Below are 16,464 nucleotides of genomic sequence, written 5' to 3' on the forward strand. Positions count from 1 at the left end.
TATGAGTTCAAGGCTGCTGACAACATTATGTTTGTTAGTAGCTTTTTTGTTATTGAAATGGAATGATTTCATTGTACTAAGCAATTCGGTTAAATATAAACGAAGAGAAGGTGTTTTTGAGTATGACAACATTTTATGAATTAGGTATAAGTGAATCCCTTCAAAGAGCAGTTACGGATATGGGTTTTGAAGAAACATCTTCAATCCAGGAGAAAGCCATCCCAGTTGCCTTGACGGGGAAAGATATTATTGGCCAAGCACAGACAGGTACAGGAAAAACGGCAGCCTTTGCTATTCCGATTTTGGAAAAAGTGGATACGACTAAAGAATATGTTCAGGCCCTTGTTATTGCGCCTACAAGGGAATTAGCCATTCAGGTTTCAGAAGAGATTAACCGTTTAGCGAAATATATGGGGATACGTTCTCTTCCGATTTATGGGGGACAGTCTATCGATCATCAAATAAGGGGATTAAAAACACGTCCGCATATTATAACCGGAACACCAGGCAGACTGCTGGATCACATCAAACGGAAAACACTGCGGTTAGATTGTACCTTTATGGTCGTATTGGATGAAGCAGATGAAATGTTAGATATGGGTTTTCTAGAGGATATCGAACAAATCCTTAAGGAGGCCCCGGTGGGAAAACAAACCTTACTGTTTTCGGCAACAATGCCAAAACCGATTCAAAACCTTGCGAAAAAATTTATGAGCAATCCAGAAATCATTAAAATTCAGGCGAAAGAAGTCACATCTCCAGCAGTGGAACAAGTGTATTATGAGGTAAACGAACGCCAAAAGTTTGATGTTCTTTGCCGTCTGTTGGATGTGGGGAATCCAGAGCTGGCAGTAATCTTTGGGCGAACAAAAAGACGCGTTGATGAATTGAGCGATGCCTTAAATAAAAGAGGTTATCTTGCTGGTGGGTTGCACGGAGATTTAAATCAGCGGCAGCGAGATGTTGTGATGAATAAATTTCGTGAGGGAAGTATTGATATTTTAGTCGCAACAGATGTTGCTGCTAGGGGAATTGATGTTTCAGGCGTTACTCATGTCTACAATTTTGACATCCCGCAAGACCCGGAAAGTTATGTTCACCGCATTGGAAGAACAGGACGAGCCGGTAAGACGGGGGTTGCTGTCACATTTGTTATGCCTAGGAAAACAGGTCAGCTTCGGAGTATCGAAAAAGCTGCAAAAGTAAAAATCCATCGAAAACCGATTCCGACAGTTACAGAAGCGATGGAGTTTAAACAACGAATGACATCAGAAAAGCTGATTCAATTAGCTGAAGAGGGTGATTATTTACAGTTTAAGCAAACGGCAAGTGAATTACTGGATCAGTATGATTCAATTACGTTAGTTTCGGTTGCCTTGAAGCTATTGATGAAGGAACAGATGGATGAAACTGTACAGATTACTACCGAAGAAACGCGAGATTCCAAGAAGCCTGAAAGGAAAGAAAGAAGGAATTATAATGGGAATAAAGGGTTTGCAGGAAGAAACACAAAAGGTAAGCGAGGGCGAACTTCTAGCTCATTGTTATAAAGAGAGAGGCTGGAGCGTTAAAGAAGTTTCCAGACGACGCAGACAAATTGGCAATTAGAAGTGCAAAAATGTACCAATTTACAGAAATAGTAAAAGAGGTCAGTGTTGCCAATATAAATCAGAAAAGCTAAATCACATCCAAAGAGCTTTATTTATGCAAAAAAAATAGCCTTCGGGCTATTCTATTCTTTTGAAGAGACATGTAGCTTCTCATCCTCAGTTATAAACCTCTGCATGTAAAAAATCAATTGCCTGGTTTTCAGTGAATCCTTTGACTAACGCTAGTTCACTAATTAACATGTCCTTTGCATTGTCCAGCATTCTCTTTTCGCTTGAATTCAGCGCTTTTCTTTCATTCATACGCATTAAATCACAGATGACTTCAGCACCTTCTTGTATAGCGCCCGTTTTGATTTTATCCATGTTTATGCGATACCTTTGGCTCCATGGGAGTGATTGTTCTAATTCTCTATCACGAAAAACAAGCAATGTATTTTCCAATGTAAGCATATCGACAGCCAGGCGTATGCCTACATCTGATGCTTTCCCCATAGGAACCAGTACTTGCATATTGCCAATGGGCATTTTTATGACATAATACTGCTGTTTCTCTCCAAGGATTTCCTTTTCCTCTATGGCTTCAATTACACCTGCACCATGCATTGGATAAACAATCTTGTCGCCAACTTGGAACAAAAAATCCACCTCCAGTAAGTATCTTCTTTAAGGATACCACACATGGGTTATAATAGCAAAAATTAAATAATATCATAAATATTCAATTGAAGTCAATAATCTTTCGGGAATAAATATCAATTTATGTGTAGGGGTTATCTGGATATAAAAATTGTATAGCGGCTTTTATTATATCTTTTTTAGCACTCGATCTTTCGCCTCCCAATCATTTTGGGGGGCGTATTACTTTTTGCATAGTTTTTATAAAACAAAAGTGAAGAGGGGGAGAAATACAATGAACGAATTTATTAAAAAGAGTTTAAATTCTTTAGATAGCCAACTATCTATTATTGAAGCTTCTATAAATAGATTAATTGGAGGAAATCCTATAACAAGAATGCGCTCAAAGGAATTTACTGACTATAAAGTAATGAATGGAGAGCAAAAGTCAGTCTTGTTTGAATATTATTTTATACGTTGTAGAACATTATGTATATCACACAGGGCAATTTGTGTATATGGAATCTTAAAAACCATCTATCTTTAAAAAATATTTATTTCATAATGAACTTATTGTATCTTCTTCTTGTCTTTTTATGTATGTCAAGAGCAGCTTCGTTTCACTGTGAATGTACCATGAGTACAAAAAAGAAGAATATTTCAGGATATGTATAAAGAGCTAGAAAGAAAGAAGGAACGGAGAGGATTTCAAGTGAACACACTCAGATTACAGTTTACGTATGTTTTTTTTCTTGGTTTATTAGCAGCTATTTGTTTCGGTATAGTAGCCGGTCTTGTAAGTACACATAAGATTGCCTATTTTGACAGTATGGTCATATCGTTTATCCAGGGTTTTGAATCGCCGACACTTACGAAAGTGATGAAGTTTTTTACATTTGTAGGCTCAACCGCTTTTGTGGGGATTATTTCCATAGTTATCCTGATTTTCTTGTATAAAGTTCTCAATCATCGTTTAGAGATGCTTTTATTTATGGTTGTTATGGCAGGAACAGTCATTCTGGATCAAGCATTAAAATTTTCATTTCACCGGGAGCGTCCGACGTTTCATCGTCTTATTGAAGAAACAGGATACAGTTTCCCCAGTGGTCATTCCGTAGAGGCTTTTGCGATGTATGGGATAGTATCCTTTCTTCTATGGCGTCATATTCCTGCCCGAGCGGGACGTACGATTATTATTATCATTAGTGTTATTATGACTTTATCTATTGGAATAAGTCGTATTTATTTAGGCGTGCATTACCCAAGTGATGTTATTGGAGGCTACCTTGTCAGTGGATTCTGGCTCTCACTTACCATTTGGTACTATCAGTGGTATAAGGAGCACCGTTATCAACAAAAATCAGTATAAATTTCTCGAACGCAAAACATGAGGAGGTGATAACCGTGAGAAAGATAAATTGGGGGGCGCGACTTTTTCTTCTTTGTTTATTGCTGTGGGCTTCTTTTCTTTTTATCTTCTCAAATATATATCCAGTGGCAGACGTGGTTAGAGAAATATCTAATCAAAAGATCATAGAGAATAAAAGTCGTTTTCTATCTCTGCAGCAAATTCCAGGGGCGTTTCAATTGGCGATTATTGAAACAGAAGATCGTCGTTTTTATTCTCACTTCGGTATTGACCCGATCGGTATTGTTCGTTCTTTTTTTGTAGACGTTCAGGGAGATCAACTTCGTGAAGGTGGAAGTACGATTACGCAGCAACTGATACGAAACACCATTTTAGGACCAGAAAAAACTTTTACCCGCAAAATAAAGGAAGTTGTTTTATCTGTTGCCTTGGACAGCTTTATGAGTAAGCAAGAAATTCTGGATTTATATTTAAATATTATTTATTTTGGACACGGGGCGTATGGAGCGGGACAGGCAGCTCAAGTTTACTTTGGCAAGTCGCTATCCGCCCTTTCTCTTCCGGAATGGAGCCTACTGGCCGGGCTTCCTAATGAACCATACAATTTAGATCCGTATTCTTTTATGAACCGTGCAAAAGAACGGCAAAAAGAAGTTCTTCAGCATTTAGTAGATGCACATTATATTAGCCAGCAGGAAGCAGATGCAGCCTATCAGCAGAAACTGGTGCTTAAACACTCAAAAGCTTAGATTAATTTTGAAGAAAGAAATAAATAGCTACAGGAGAGAGAAAATGCAAAATTTAATTCACACGCTTTTACTTTCATTAGCAAGTCTCGGTTACGTTGGAATTGCATTAGGACTCATGGTTGAAGTGATTCCAAGTGAAATTGTATTAGCCTACAGCGGGTTTCTCATCGCCCAGGGGAAAATCTCCTTGCCTGGAGCGATTATTGCGGGAACAATTGGCGGAACGATTGCCCAACTGTTCATTTATTGGATTGGATATTACGGGGGAAGGCCATTTTTAGAGAAGTATGGGAAATATCTTTTCATTCATAAACGTCATATAGATGTAGCAGAAAATTGGTTTAATCGTTATGGTTCCGGCGTTATTTTTACCGCCCGTTTTATTCCTGTCGTAAGACATGCTATTTCAATCCCTGCAGGAATAGCCCGCATGCCGATTATAAAATTTATAATCTACACGATGTGCGCTGTTATTCCATGGTCTGCTTTGTTTATTAGTCTGGGTATTCAATTAGGGGAGAATTGGAGTCAAATTAATCAAATGGCTCGGCCATATGTCCAACCTATTATGATAATCGCAAGTATAATTACGTTGCTCTATGTTTCATACAGCCTATGGAAAAGGAAGAGAAAATAACGGATAAGTCACTTCCTAAGTTTTCAGCTGAGAAAGAACAATGAGATACGGCGTCATTCACAATTTATTAGAAAGCATTTAAGAAAATTTTAAAGTTTTCTTTATCTTGTTTTTAGGATTACTCGATACAATGGGGACGCACCGGGCAAAAGAATATCGATTTATTCAAAGAATGATAATGTATGACCAACAAGATACAGAGAAGAGGAGGAAATCATATGTCTACATCTATTCTAGAGATTCGCAACCTGACCAAGCGAATCGGGAATAAAACGATAATTGACAATGTAAGTTTTGAAATACCAAAGGGTGAAGTGTTTGGTTTTTTAGGTCCTAATGGAGCGGGGAAAACTACAACCATACGAATGATGGTTGGTTTAATGAGCATTACAGAAGGGGATGTCTTAATTGATGGACATAGTATTATAACCGATTTCGAAAGGGCGATCGTTAAAGTAGGAGCTATTGTAGAGAATCCTGAGATGTATAAATTCTTGAGCGGGTATGATAATTTAATTCATTTTGCACGGATGGTACCAGGCATTACGAAGGAACGTATTGACGAGGTTATTCAATTGGTAGGTTTAGCAAATCGTATCCGTGACAAAGTTAAAACCTATTCACTCGGCATGCGACAGCGGTTAGGGGTAGCTCAAGCTTTGCTTCATAAGCCATCCCTTCTTATTTTGGATGAACCGACCAATGGACTTGATCCTGCAGGTATTCGAGAACTGAGGGATTATTTGCATACACTGACGCGGGAGGAAGGGATTTCTGTTTTAGTATCGAGTCACTTGTTGTCTGAGATGCAGCTGATGTGTGACCGGGTAGCGATTATCCAAGAAGGAAAATTGATTGATGTTCAATCCATTAAAGATATTATGAATGAGGAAACAAGTAGTTCTGTTGTGTTTGAGCTTGATGATATTGAATTGGCTTTAGAAACATTAGCGTCCCAGCAGTCAGCTAGGCTAAAGAGAGTCGATGGCGGAGTGGAATGTTGGTTAGACAAAGAACAGATTGCGGTAATCAATGAAATTTTAGTTAAGGCTGGAGTTAAGATTTATGGAATTAAAAAGATTACTCCATCTTTGGAAGAAAAATTCTTGCAAGTGACAGGGAGTGATCAAATTGCTTAATCTATTGCTGAATGAAAATATGAAAATTTATCGACGTATGCGAACTTGGATGTTGGTTGTAGCCTTAGTTCTCACGACGATAGGGTTTTTAACCGCTCAACATTTTACGGTGAAGCCTGCTGAAGTAGCCAATGCTAGTTGGAAAACAAACATACAACAACAGATCAAAAATGATCAGCGCATGTTAACAGTTATGAATCGGGGAAATGATTGGAAAGCACGAGTGACATCACGAATTAATGTAAACCAATATCACTTAACGCACAATTTACCACCTACGGATGAAACGTTGTGGGGTAATATACTAAAGGCAGCCGATCTCGTTGTTGTTGTCACTGTTTTTACCGTTGTGATTGCAGCGGATAGTGTAGCAGGTGAGTTTAGTTCGGGAACGATCAAATTGCTCCTAATTCGTCCGGTATCTCGTTCCAAAATACTTCTTTCTAAATATGTATCAACTGTAGTGTTTTCGGTACTTCTTTTACTGATCTTATTTATTAGTGCGTTTATCGTATCAGGTGTATTGCAAGGGTTCCATGATATAGGCGTTCCTTATGTGTATGCATCGGGTGATGGCGTTGTTCACACTAAAAATATTGTTCAAGAAGCGATTAGCACATACTTATATCAATGTGTACAAATGATTATAACGGTAACGATGGCTTTTATGATTTCTACCGTATTCCGTAGTAGTTCTATTGCAATTGCATTATCTGTGGGGATTATGTTTGCTGGATCAAGCATCGTTAGTTTTTTATCTCAATTTAGCTGGGCAAAATACTATTTGTTTGAAAACACGGATTTGACCCAATATCTTAATGGTACACCTAATATTCCAGGCATGACGCTATCGTTTTCGATTACAGTTATACTTGGTTATTTCTTAACTTTTATTGCCTTATCTTGGATTGTGTTTAAGAAAAGAGATATTGCGGCGTAATGTTTTTTAGTGAAAGAACAAATCATTGGGGGAAAGAAATAGCATATGAATAAGTCCTTATCGATCACCACCCATAACGCGCAGCAAATCTTTACTAAGGTGCCGGAAATTACGATCTACTTCTGGATCATCAAGGTCATGACCACTGGTATGGGCGAGGTGTTCTCTGATTATCTAGTCAATCATATGAATCCGATCATTGCAGTAGCTCTCGGGGGAATTGGCCTGGTAGCCTCATTAGTATTGCAGTTCTCAGTACGCCGCTATGTAGCATGGATCTACTGGTTAGTTGTCGTAATGGTCAGTATATTTGGTACGATGGCTGCTGATGTTGTGCATGTTATATTGGGTGTCCCGTACCTTGTATCAACCGCGTTTTTTGCGGTGGCGCTGACTCTTATCTTTGTAATCTGGTATAGGACCGAGAAGACTCTGTCTATACACAGTATCTACACTCGTCTTCGCGAGGCTTTTTACTGGTGCACCGTACTGGGTACGTTTGCACTGGGCACCGCTGCGGGAGATATGACCGCAGCAACGCTACACCTGGGATATTTGCTCTCGGGGGTGCTGTTTGCCGTCTTGCTTGCTATCCCGGTTCTGGGCTATCGATTCTTTGGGCTGAATGAGATTTTTGCCTTCTGGTTTGCCTATATAATGACACGTCCGGTAGGCGCCTCGTTTTCGGACTGGATATCGGTGCCTCATAGCCGTGGCGGTCTTGGATTGGGCGAAGGTCCTGTCAGTCTTTGCTTAACGATTATGATCCTGCTCTTTGTCGGCTACCTGGAAATGACCCGCAGAGATGTAAAGGAAGAATCTGGCGTATCACAGACGAGATAGTAAACTTATTCGCAGCAATAGCTATACAGCAGACCTTCGCAAAAATAGCGAGGTCTGCTTTTTTATCGATTATAATAGTTATCCGTACACATTTGCCGTGGTTTTATCTGAATGCAGTGAAATATAAAGATGATTCAGACATTTGCTTACGAGTTTGCTGCACTCTTGCAAAAAATTGTCGGAAAAACGGGGGGCAAAAAAGGACATTCTGACCTTTTGTAAAAATTCGGGATACAACATCCAGAATCATCCGAAAAAATAAACGGGATTTGGATAGGGTATATTTGGGGATTGATGCTTTTCGGGTGGGAAGCGGATGAGATGCAACGAGGTGAAGTATGTTATAACCATATTGCAAATTTAACTAAGGTGATCATACCCATGAATTATATTGTGCTGGATACGGAATTAAATGGACGGGCATGGAAAAGCACAGACCCGATGGAGATCATATCGATCGGGGCGGTGAAAATAAAGGAAGAACATATCCGAAACAAACCAGATACGTGCGAAATGTTTTATGAATACGTTAAACCTCTCTACACCTATACCGATTATGCCCGGAAGTTCACGCAAATACCGAGGCAAGCGATCGCAAAGGCGGAATCATTCGGGCGTGTTATCGAAACATTCAAGCGGTGGATCGGGGAAGAAGAGTATGTGTTTATCGGATGGAGCGAATCGGACAAACTGGCTTTGATTCGGGACTGTAAAATGCACAAGCTTGAGGAAGAGTGGGTAGATCGGTATATTGATCTGCAGGCATACATAAAAAGGTATCGTCCCGAGGCAGGTCATCAGCAGCTTTCCTTGCGAAATGCGGTGGAGCTGTTTGGCCTGCCGTGGATTGGCGAGGAGCACGATGCTCTTGATGATGCGATAAATACGGCTAAAATTTTTACGCTGCTCTGTAAGGATAAACCGGGGAATCTCGTTCAGGAATTTATGCGAGGGAGTACCTGCAAGGTTTATCGAAAATGCCAAAAGTGCGGGGTTTTTTATTATCCGAAATCGAATCGGATCAGACGGGCGAAAATGTGCGGGAAGTGCTTTAGAGAGACGCAGAAAGCACGGACTGAGTAGAAGAGAAGGGATGGAGAGAGAAAATATGATTATCAATATACACGGTTTTTCTTCTTCAGGAAGGAATGCGAAGTTTTCTTTTTTGGAAGAAGTGTTTCCAGAAGAAAAGATCATGTCACCGGATCTGGCAGTTGAACCGATGAAGGCGATTGAACAACTCAAAACGTATATAGAGGAGTATAGGACAGAGCCGATTTTGCTCGTTGGCTCCAGTCTTGGCGGTTTCTATGCGTACTACTTATCGGCTTTGTATCGATGCCATGCTGTTCTTCTCAACCCTTCGCTGCTTCCGTTTGCCACATTAATGGATTGTCTCGGCAACAATGTCAATTACAACACAGGCGAGCCGTTTGTGTTTACGATGGAGCATGTTAAGCAGCTTCGGGATCTGTTTCAACATGTGTATCTGGAAGGTGATCCGGCTCTTCTGCATGCATTTGTATGCGAAGATGATGAACGGATTGATCATAGACAGACTGAAAAAATGCTGACTGGCTGTGCGACATATCGAGCGTTTGCTACCGGGAGACATCGTTTTGATGACCTAGGTCGGATTACGAATGATATAAGAAGCATTTATAGGACGCTAACCATATATGGAAAGAGTATAATGAAGGAATAGAAGCGGACACTAAAAGGAGTTATCTTGCAAAGAAGAAAAGGAGATGCAATGACAAAGGAAAAAGCAATAATCGAAACAGGATGGAACTTGGACAACAGTTATGCACATCTACCAAAATCATTTTTTACCAGCCTTAACCCAACCCCTGCACGCTCACCGAAGCTAATGGTTCTCAATGATTCGCTGGCAACATCTCTCGGGTTAAACGCCCAGGCGCTGCAAAGCGAAGCCGGGGTAGAAGTACTTGCTGGTAATCGGATTCCGGAAGGTGCCTTGCCTCTTGCCCAAGCTTATGCTGGGCATCAATTTGGGCATTTTACGATGTTAGGGGACGGTCGGGCTGTGCTGCTTAGCGAACAAATCACCCCTTCAGGCGAACGGTTTGATATTCAGCTCAAAGGTTCGGGCCGCACGCCATATTCCCGCGGGGGCGATGGTCGAGCAGCACTTGGACCGATGCTGCGCGAATACATTATCAGCGAAGCCATGCATGCGCTTGGGATTCCTACTACCCGTAGTCTGGCAGTGGTAACAACCGGTGAGTCCGTAATCCGCGAAGCCGACCTGCCTGGGGCGATTCTGACCCGCGTGGCTGCCAGTCATCTGCGTGTCGGTACCTTCCAATACGCTGCAAACTGGGGCACAGATGAGGAACTACGGGTTCTGGCCGACTACACACTACAGCGCCATTATCCAGATGTGGAAGCAGATGAGAATCGCTATCTTTCACTACTTCAGGAAGTGATCAAGCGTCAGGCCGGGCTGATTGCCAAATGGCAACTGGTTGGTTTTATCCACGGGGTGATGAACACCGACAACATGACCATTAGCGGGGAAACCATCGATTATGGTCCTTGCGCCTTTATGGATGAGTATGATCCGGCAACGGTATTCAGTTCCATTGACCGTCATGGTCGCTATGCTTATGGCAATCAGCCGCATATTGGCGTTTGGAATCTTGCGCGATTTGCTGAAACCTTATTGCCGCTGCTGCATGCCGATCAGGATGAGGCTGTCAAACTGGCCGAGGGTGCACTTTCAAATTTTGCAGAGTTGTATCAGCGTAATTGGCTCGCAGGAATGAGAGCAAAGCTGGGAATATTCAATGAAGAGACGCAGGATGAATCCTTGATTGAAGACCTGCTCAGTATGATGCAGAAGTATCGTGCGGACTATACGAATACCTTCCGTGCCTTAACGTTTGATAAGCCGGAGGATACGGTCCTGTTTGAGACGCCGGAATTTGCTCAGTGGCATGAGCTGTGGCAGGCGAGACTAGGCAGGCAGCAGGAATCGAAAGCTTCCTCGCAGGAGTTGATGCGGAACAGCAATCCTGCGTTCATTCCTCGGAATCACCGTGTAGAAGCTGCATTAGAAGCGGCAGTGAAACAAGGAGACTACAGTGTAATGGAACGACTTCTTGCTGTTCTGTCTAACCCCTACGCGCACTCTCCTGAACAGGCTGAGTACGCTACACTGCCTGAGCCATCAGATCGTCCTTACCGAACCTTTTGCGGTACCTGATATAGAAGTAGTAGACCAACTACATGTTTATAGAAAACCACCATGGCTTGTAAGCCGTCACTCCGGCATGAAAATGGAAGGATGCGGCGCGTACAGACCGAAGTGGTGAGAGGGATGGGAAAAAGGAGAGAAAAAACGAGTACGACTTCAATGTAGGAAAAGGCGAATGCCTTTTCCTTTCCGTTATTTTCACATAAAGGACATGCTAATTGGTTTTTTCTATTATGGATATTTTTCAAGATAGGTAGCCGAGGATTATCGCCTTTTTAAAGGTATAGAGTAATCGGCTAGGTCTTGCTATTCCATTTTTTTAGTATGGTATAATAAGGATATATGCTATTGAAAGAAAGGGGTGAAATAGGTGGCTAATCAACAAGTACTTTATCATTATTGTAGTGTAGAAACTTTCCTAAGTATAATTCGCAATAGGACATTAAGAATGTCAGATATAGGGAAGTCTAATGATTATATGGAGACTAAATGGTTGTTAGAATACTTTGAGGATGAGGTTTTGCGCCAATACAACGAAGAGCCATTCTTAAATAGCGATAGTGTAATCTATGGGCTAAACGACATTGATACATTAAAATTTTTCATTAAAAATGAAAAGCAAAAGATTTTTAAACGTAATGATGAATTATTCTATGTAACATGTTTCTCTAAAAATGGTGATAAATTAAGTCAATGGAGAGGCTACGCAGATGATGGAAATGGCATATCAATTGGATTTAGTACAGAAGTTTTAAAGGATATAGCCATTAAAGAAGAATTATTGACATTACGAAAAGTGATTTACCCATGTAATAAAGATCCAGAACAAAAAATTATTTATCTAGATGATAGAGCTCTAGAAGGAATAAAGAATTATGCAAGAAGTTTTTTAGAAAGTATTTATTATGCTCTATCAACAGGAGATACGAACAGTATTTATTTCAATGAATACGCAATGAATTATTTTCATTCTTTATCCACGAGTATTTTAATTCGAGAATCGTTATTTTTCAAAAATCCAGCGTTTGAGGAAGAAGAAGAATGGCGATTAGTATTACATGAAGAGTTAGATAAGTATTCAACCGAATGGGAAAATTGGTACTGTAGCTCAGAGGAAAAACCTTTGTTATCAGGATATTTTAGTGAGCGCTTTCCAAATGGACTACAGTTTAGAAGTACTAGAAATAAAATAATATCATTTTTTGATTTGAGCTTTAAGGGATATGAAAAAGAAATTATTAAACACATTTATATCGGTCCAAAATCTGAAGTCGAAGAGAATGATATTTATCAATTATTACGATACTACGGCTACCAAGAATTTGATCAAATCAAAATTGAAAAATCAAAATCTACATATAGATAATGATAATAGACCCATTCGTGTATATCATTGGTTAATAGATTAGTCCCCTATTCTGGTAAATCTCCCCCATAACCTTAATTAGAACAGCAGTTTTTTTACTAAATAACTTGAGTGATTGGATAAAGTTATACATGTTCTTAAAATCAAAGGAGAAATTTTATGGGTAGTTCTTTATTCTTGTTCTTCCTTTAATTTTTGATCGGAATATTATAAGAGTGGAGAAGAAGGGATGATCAAATAAACGTTCAGGATGATAAGAATGAAAAATCGATTTTCCATTGGGCAGATGTCACAGCTGCATAACATTCCGATCAAAACACTTCGTTACTATGATGAGATCGGATTATTTACACCCGCAGAAATTGATAGAAACAATCGATACCGCTACTATTCCACAGAGCAGTTCGAGCAATTAAGCACGATAAATTATTTGAAAACGCTCGGAATTTCGTTAAAAGAAATCAAAACACTGCTGGATCGGCGAGAAATCGATCACTTCCTTCAGCTATTGAAACAGCAGAAGGAGATAACAGAAAATAAAATCAGAGAATTGGAACGCGTACGAGATCGATTTGAAAATAGAATTGCAGAAATAGAGAAAGCAAGAACGATCAGCGAGCGAGGAGTTGTCCGGATACGAGAGCTTCCGGAAAGAAAGATTGTACGCTTGCAGGAAAAAATCTGCTCAGAACATCAGCTAGAGTTATCGCTGCGGAAGCTGGAGAATATGACTGGGCAGAATTCCTCGATATTCATCGGAAAAGTAGGGCTTACCGTATCCAGCGATCATCTCAAAAAAAGAGAGTTTACGAAATACAATTCGATCTTTCTTGTAGTAGAAGAAGAGGGAATACAGGATGAATTCGTAAGCACGCTGCCAGAGGGGGAATACGCCTGTGTGTATTATAACGGAGATCACAGCGCTTCTCCCGCGTATTATGCGAGGATGCTCGATTATATCGGGGAACAGGGGTATGACATAAGCGGAGATTCCGTGGAAAGAACGATTATTGATCAGTTTATCTCCCGACATAAAGAGGACTATCTTACGGAGATACAAATTCCAGTGAAAAAGTTGACTCTCCAGCAGCTGGAGGGTTCAAAATAAGCATAGAAACTGTTTCTATGCTTATTTTTTATGGAGAAAAGAGGAGAGACGTACATATGAATTATGGAGAATCGACGCTTTCGACCCCTGCCCGATCACGCAGGTTATGGATGGCGATTATACTTGGGGCGTTATCAGCATTCGGTCCGCTGTCCCTTGATATGTATTTACCTGCTTTACCTGTATTGGCCGAAGATTTGCACACCAGTGCATCGCTTACGCAGCTTAGTCTGACATTTTGTTTGCTCGGTCTGGCGATTGGGCAACTGCTTGCAGGTCCCATCAGCGATGTACGCGGGCGGCGTGGGCCGCTGCTTATCGGGATTGCGGTCTATGCTGTTTCGTCGCTGCTGTGCGCCTTCGCTCCTTCTATCTGGGCACTTATTGCGCTGCGGTTTATTCAGGGGTTAGCGGGATCAGCGGGCATTGTCATATCCCGTGCTATGGTACGGGATATGTACTCAGGAACTGAGCTGACGAAATTCTTTTCCCTGTTGATGCTTGTGAACGGAGCAGCACCCATCCTTGCACCGATTGCAGGCGGACAGCTATTGCGGATGACCTCCTGGACAGGTGTATTTATTGTGCTCAGTATAATCGGCATCGCCTTGCTGCTTGCCGTTTACGTGAGTGTACCGGAAACACTGGCCGCCCCACATCGCTCGAAAGGTGGGCTTATGAATCTGCTATCCACCTTCCGAAATCTGCTGCGTGACCGTATGTTTATGGGCTACGCGTTATCACAGGGGCTTGTCATGGCTGCAATGTTTGCCTATATATCCGGCTCCCCGTTTGTTTTGCAAAACATTTATGGTGCTTCCCCGCAACTATTCAGCCTGTTTTTTGCGATCAATGGCCTTGGAATTATTATTGCTACTCAAATTACCGGAAAACTGGCAGGCCGTATAAGCGAAACGAAGCTGTTTGTGAGTGGACTTTGGCTTGCCTGTCTTGGTGGCACGATTCTGCTAAGTATGATTCTCATTGGAGCAGGGTTGCTCGCGATTTTGCTGCCGTTGTTTGTCGTTGTCTCAAGTGTCGGGATTGTAACGACAGTCGGCTTTTCATTAGCCATGCAAAATCAACAGCAGGCAGCAGGCAGCGCCTCGGCATTACTTGGTGTTCTTTCCCTTATCTTCGGTGGACTGGTCGCTCCGCTTGTTGGGATTGGTGGAAGTCACACCGCGATTCCAATGGGGATGGTCATTGCCATCACTGATATCGGTGCAATTGTATGTTATGCGATTCTTATATGGCGAAGGTAAATACGATCCGTTTCTACGTATATGTAGGAACGGTTTTTTTCGTATATGGGTGTAAATCACTGTATTGGTTCATACTAACAGCATATATGAATGGATAAATGGAGCGGAATGGCAGGTGAGATACCGGTGTTGACAGAGGATTTGCAGACGAATACGCAAACCTTACAAAATATGATCGGCACAAATCCGGACGTTGTGTTGCGTCGGCTGATCATTCGTGATGTAGCCAAAGAAGCGACGATGATCTACATTGAAGGATTAGTGGATAAGCGGGAAATTCATGAACAAATTCTCATGCCTCTGATGAAACCAGGTGCGAACAACACGGAAGGAAACATAGAGAATAAGCAGGTCAAACAGTGGCTCATAACCGAGGCCATTCCGGTATCCACCGTTCAGCCTGTACAGCGGGTAGAAGAGTGTATGCAGGCGATTTTTGCTGGGAATACGGTTTTACTTGTCCAGGGAATTGCAGAAGCCTTTGTAATAGGAACGAGCAACTGGGAAACCAGGCCGGTTGAAGAGCCAATAACGGAAGCGTTAATACGTGGTCCGAGAGAAGGGTTCGTAGAGTCTATTCGTAAAAATACGGCCATTATTCGCCGGAAAATTAAAGACCCGAATCTTGTTTTTCTCCCTTATAAAGTGGGACGGCGCTCGCAAAAAGATCTGTATGTTGTCTACATAAAGGAAATCGCCAATCAAGCATTAGTAGACGAGGTGAAAAGCCGAATCGAACGCATTGATATCGATGCAGTGGAAGAATCAGGGTATGTAGAACAGTTAATTGAAGAGAATTATTTATCTCCTTTCCCTCAAACACAAAATACGGAGCGGCCGGATCGAGTTGTACAGGCTTTGCTGGAGGGGCGTGTTGCCATTTTGCTGGATGGAACCCCGTTCGTTCTGCTGGCGCCTGTCACCTTCCCGATGCTGATGAGTTCGCCGGAAGATTATTATGAACGGTGGATTCCCGGCTCGCTCATTCGTCTTTTACGTTATATAGCCGTTTTTCTTTCTTTATTTCTTCCTGCTCTGTATATTTCATTTATTTCATACAATCATGGAATGATTCCAACGAAGCTGGCGATTTCGATTTCAGCATCGAGAGAGGGCGTTCCCTTCCCTTCAATTGTGGAAGCGTTCATCATGGAAGTGACCGTAGAGATCCTGCGCGAAGCCGGCATTCGTCTTCCTAAACCTGTAGGGCAGGCCATTGGAATTGTAGGGGCGCTTGTGATCGGACAAGCAGCGGTAGAAGCTGGAATTGTCAGCCCGATCACAGTCATTGTTGTATCCTTAACGGCCATTTCTTCCTTTTCGTTTCCACAGTATAGTGCGGCGATTGCCATTCGAATCGCGCGATTTGGCATGATGATAGCCGCTTCATTTTTAGGGTTGTTTGGGGTTATTTTACTGTCGATATTTCTCATCGCACATCTTGTAAAACTAAAAAGCTTTGGTGTTTCATACCTGGCGCCGTTTGCTCCTATCTATCTTCACGATTGGAAAGACGGACTGATACGGCTACCGTTTTTCACATTACGAAAACGCACACGGATTACAAAACCAAAAGATTCAACCAGACGGTAGAAGTAGGAGA

Annotated in this window: 16 protein-coding genes; 15 read left to right on the top strand and 1 reads right to left on the bottom strand. The window is 41.5% G+C overall.

What is annotated here, in order from left to right:
• Window positions 1-122: 122 nt before the first annotated feature.
• Entirely contained in the window at window positions 123-1,550 is a 1,428-nt protein-coding gene (locus tag CB4_RS12260; protein ID WP_096466078.1) for a degradosome RNA helicase CshA, read from the top strand.
• A gap of 216 nt (window positions 1,551-1,766) precedes the next feature.
• On the opposite strand, the gene CB4_RS12265 is transcribed toward CB4_RS12260, so the two are convergent.
• Entirely contained in the window at window positions 1,767-2,261 is a 495-nt protein-coding gene (locus tag CB4_RS12265; protein ID WP_096466079.1) for a CarD family transcriptional regulator, read from the bottom strand.
• A gap of 259 nt (window positions 2,262-2,520) precedes the next feature.
• Between CB4_RS12265 and CB4_RS12270 the strand changes: the two genes are divergently transcribed.
• From CB4_RS12270 to CB4_RS12335, 14 genes are all read left to right on the top strand, one after another.
• Entirely contained in the window at window positions 2,521-2,772 is a 252-nt protein-coding gene (locus CB4_RS12270; RefSeq protein WP_096466080.1) for a hypothetical protein, read from the top strand.
• Between the two features lie 120 nt (window positions 2,773-2,892).
• Window positions 2,893-3,594: a phosphatase PAP2 family protein gene (locus tag CB4_RS12275; RefSeq protein ID WP_096466081.1), complete on the top strand. Its 702-nt coding sequence runs from the start codon at window positions 2,893-2,895 to the stop codon at window positions 3,592-3,594.
• A 35-nt stretch (window positions 3,595-3,629) separates the two neighbouring features.
• Window positions 3,630-4,343, top strand: coding sequence for a transglycosylase domain-containing protein (locus CB4_RS12280; RefSeq protein ID WP_157737961.1), 714 nt, complete (start codon window positions 3,630-3,632; stop codon window positions 4,341-4,343).
• A gap of 43 nt (window positions 4,344-4,386) precedes the next feature.
• Complete coding sequence (locus CB4_RS12285) at window positions 4,387-4,980, top strand: undecaprenyl phosphate transporter UptA (protein WP_096466083.1); 594 nt, start codon at window positions 4,387-4,389, stop codon at window positions 4,978-4,980.
• A gap of 218 nt (window positions 4,981-5,198) precedes the next feature.
• Window positions 5,199-6,119, top strand: coding sequence for an ABC transporter ATP-binding protein (locus CB4_RS12290; protein ID WP_096466084.1), 921 nt, complete (start codon window positions 5,199-5,201; stop codon window positions 6,117-6,119).
• 19 nt (window positions 6,120-6,138) lie between these two features.
• Window positions 6,139-7,059 (top strand): ABC transporter permease, encoded by a 921-nt coding sequence (locus tag CB4_RS12295; protein ID WP_231955986.1) that lies wholly within the window; start codon window positions 6,139-6,141, stop codon window positions 7,057-7,059.
• A gap of 138 nt (window positions 7,060-7,197) precedes the next feature.
• Window positions 7,198-7,902 carry a COG4705 family protein gene (locus CB4_RS12300; protein WP_231955987.1) on the top strand — a complete coding sequence of 235 codons (705 nt, stop codon included), beginning with the start codon at window positions 7,198-7,200 and terminating at the stop codon, window positions 7,900-7,902.
• 381 nt (window positions 7,903-8,283) lie between these two features.
• Window positions 8,284-8,985 carry a 3'-5' exonuclease gene (locus CB4_RS12305; protein ID WP_157737962.1) on the top strand — a complete coding sequence of 234 codons (702 nt, stop codon included), beginning with the start codon at window positions 8,284-8,286 and terminating at the stop codon, window positions 8,983-8,985.
• Between the two features lie 25 nt (window positions 8,986-9,010).
• The gene (locus CB4_RS12310) at window positions 9,011-9,607 is read left to right on the top strand and encodes a YqiA/YcfP family alpha/beta fold hydrolase (protein ID WP_157737963.1); all 597 of its coding nucleotides are present in this window, start codon (window positions 9,011-9,013) and stop codon (window positions 9,605-9,607) included.
• 48 nt (window positions 9,608-9,655) lie between these two features.
• On the top strand, window positions 9,656-11,131 hold the full coding sequence (locus CB4_RS12315) for a protein adenylyltransferase SelO (RefSeq protein WP_096466089.1): 1,476 nt from the start codon (window positions 9,656-9,658) through the stop codon (window positions 11,129-11,131).
• A 361-nt stretch (window positions 11,132-11,492) separates the two neighbouring features.
• Window positions 11,493-12,488, top strand: coding sequence for a DUF2971 domain-containing protein (locus CB4_RS12320; protein WP_231955988.1), 996 nt, complete (start codon window positions 11,493-11,495; stop codon window positions 12,486-12,488).
• Window positions 12,489-12,747: 259 nt separating this feature from the next.
• Window positions 12,748-13,596, top strand: a complete 849-nt coding sequence (locus tag CB4_RS12325; protein WP_096466090.1) for a MerR family transcriptional regulator — start codon at window positions 12,748-12,750, stop codon at window positions 13,594-13,596.
• 56 nt (window positions 13,597-13,652) lie between these two features.
• Window positions 13,653-14,861, top strand: coding sequence for a multidrug effflux MFS transporter (locus tag CB4_RS12330; protein WP_096466091.1), 1,209 nt, complete (start codon window positions 13,653-13,655; stop codon window positions 14,859-14,861).
• Window positions 14,862-14,951: 90 nt separating this feature from the next.
• On the top strand, window positions 14,952-16,454 hold the full coding sequence (locus CB4_RS12335; protein WP_231955989.1) for a spore germination protein: 1,503 nt from the start codon (window positions 14,952-14,954) through the stop codon (window positions 16,452-16,454).
• Window positions 16,455-16,464: the final 10 nt, after the last annotated feature.

Source organism: Aneurinibacillus soli, from assembly GCF_002355375.1.
Classification (GTDB): domain Bacteria; phylum Bacillota; class Bacilli; order Aneurinibacillales; family Aneurinibacillaceae; genus Aneurinibacillus; species Aneurinibacillus soli.

What these genes read in the sequence shown, in the direction of transcription:
- CB4_RS12260 (WP_096466078.1), top strand. Translation starts at nt 123, where the DNA reads ATGACAACATTTTATGAATTAGGTATAAGTGAATCCCTTCAAAGAGCA.
- CB4_RS12270 (WP_096466080.1), top strand. Translation starts at nt 2,521, where the DNA reads ATGAACGAATTTATTAAAAAGAGTTTAAATTCTTTAGATAGCCAACTA.
- CB4_RS12275 (WP_096466081.1), top strand. Translation starts at nt 2,893, where the DNA reads ATGTATAAAGAGCTAGAAAGAAAGAAGGAACGGAGAGGATTTCAAGTG.
- CB4_RS12285 (WP_096466083.1), top strand. Translation starts at nt 4,387, where the DNA reads ATGCAAAATTTAATTCACACGCTTTTACTTTCATTAGCAAGTCTCGGT.
- CB4_RS12290 (WP_096466084.1), top strand. Translation starts at nt 5,199, where the DNA reads ATGTCTACATCTATTCTAGAGATTCGCAACCTGACCAAGCGAATCGGG.
- CB4_RS12295 (WP_231955986.1), top strand. Translation starts at nt 6,139, where the DNA reads ATGAAAATTTATCGACGTATGCGAACTTGGATGTTGGTTGTAGCCTTA.
- CB4_RS12300 (WP_231955987.1), top strand. Translation starts at nt 7,198, where the DNA reads ATGACCACTGGTATGGGCGAGGTGTTCTCTGATTATCTAGTCAATCAT.
- CB4_RS12305 (WP_157737962.1), top strand. Translation starts at nt 8,284, where the DNA reads ATGAATTATATTGTGCTGGATACGGAATTAAATGGACGGGCATGGAAA.
- CB4_RS12310 (WP_157737963.1), top strand. Translation starts at nt 9,011, where the DNA reads ATGATTATCAATATACACGGTTTTTCTTCTTCAGGAAGGAATGCGAAG.
- CB4_RS12315 (WP_096466089.1), top strand. Translation starts at nt 9,656, where the DNA reads ATGACAAAGGAAAAAGCAATAATCGAAACAGGATGGAACTTGGACAAC.
- CB4_RS12325 (WP_096466090.1), top strand. Translation starts at nt 12,748, where the DNA reads ATGAAAAATCGATTTTCCATTGGGCAGATGTCACAGCTGCATAACATT.
- CB4_RS12330 (WP_096466091.1), top strand. Translation starts at nt 13,653, where the DNA reads ATGAATTATGGAGAATCGACGCTTTCGACCCCTGCCCGATCACGCAGG.
- CB4_RS12335 (WP_231955989.1), top strand. Translation starts at nt 14,952, where the DNA reads ATGGATAAATGGAGCGGAATGGCAGGTGAGATACCGGTGTTGACAGAG.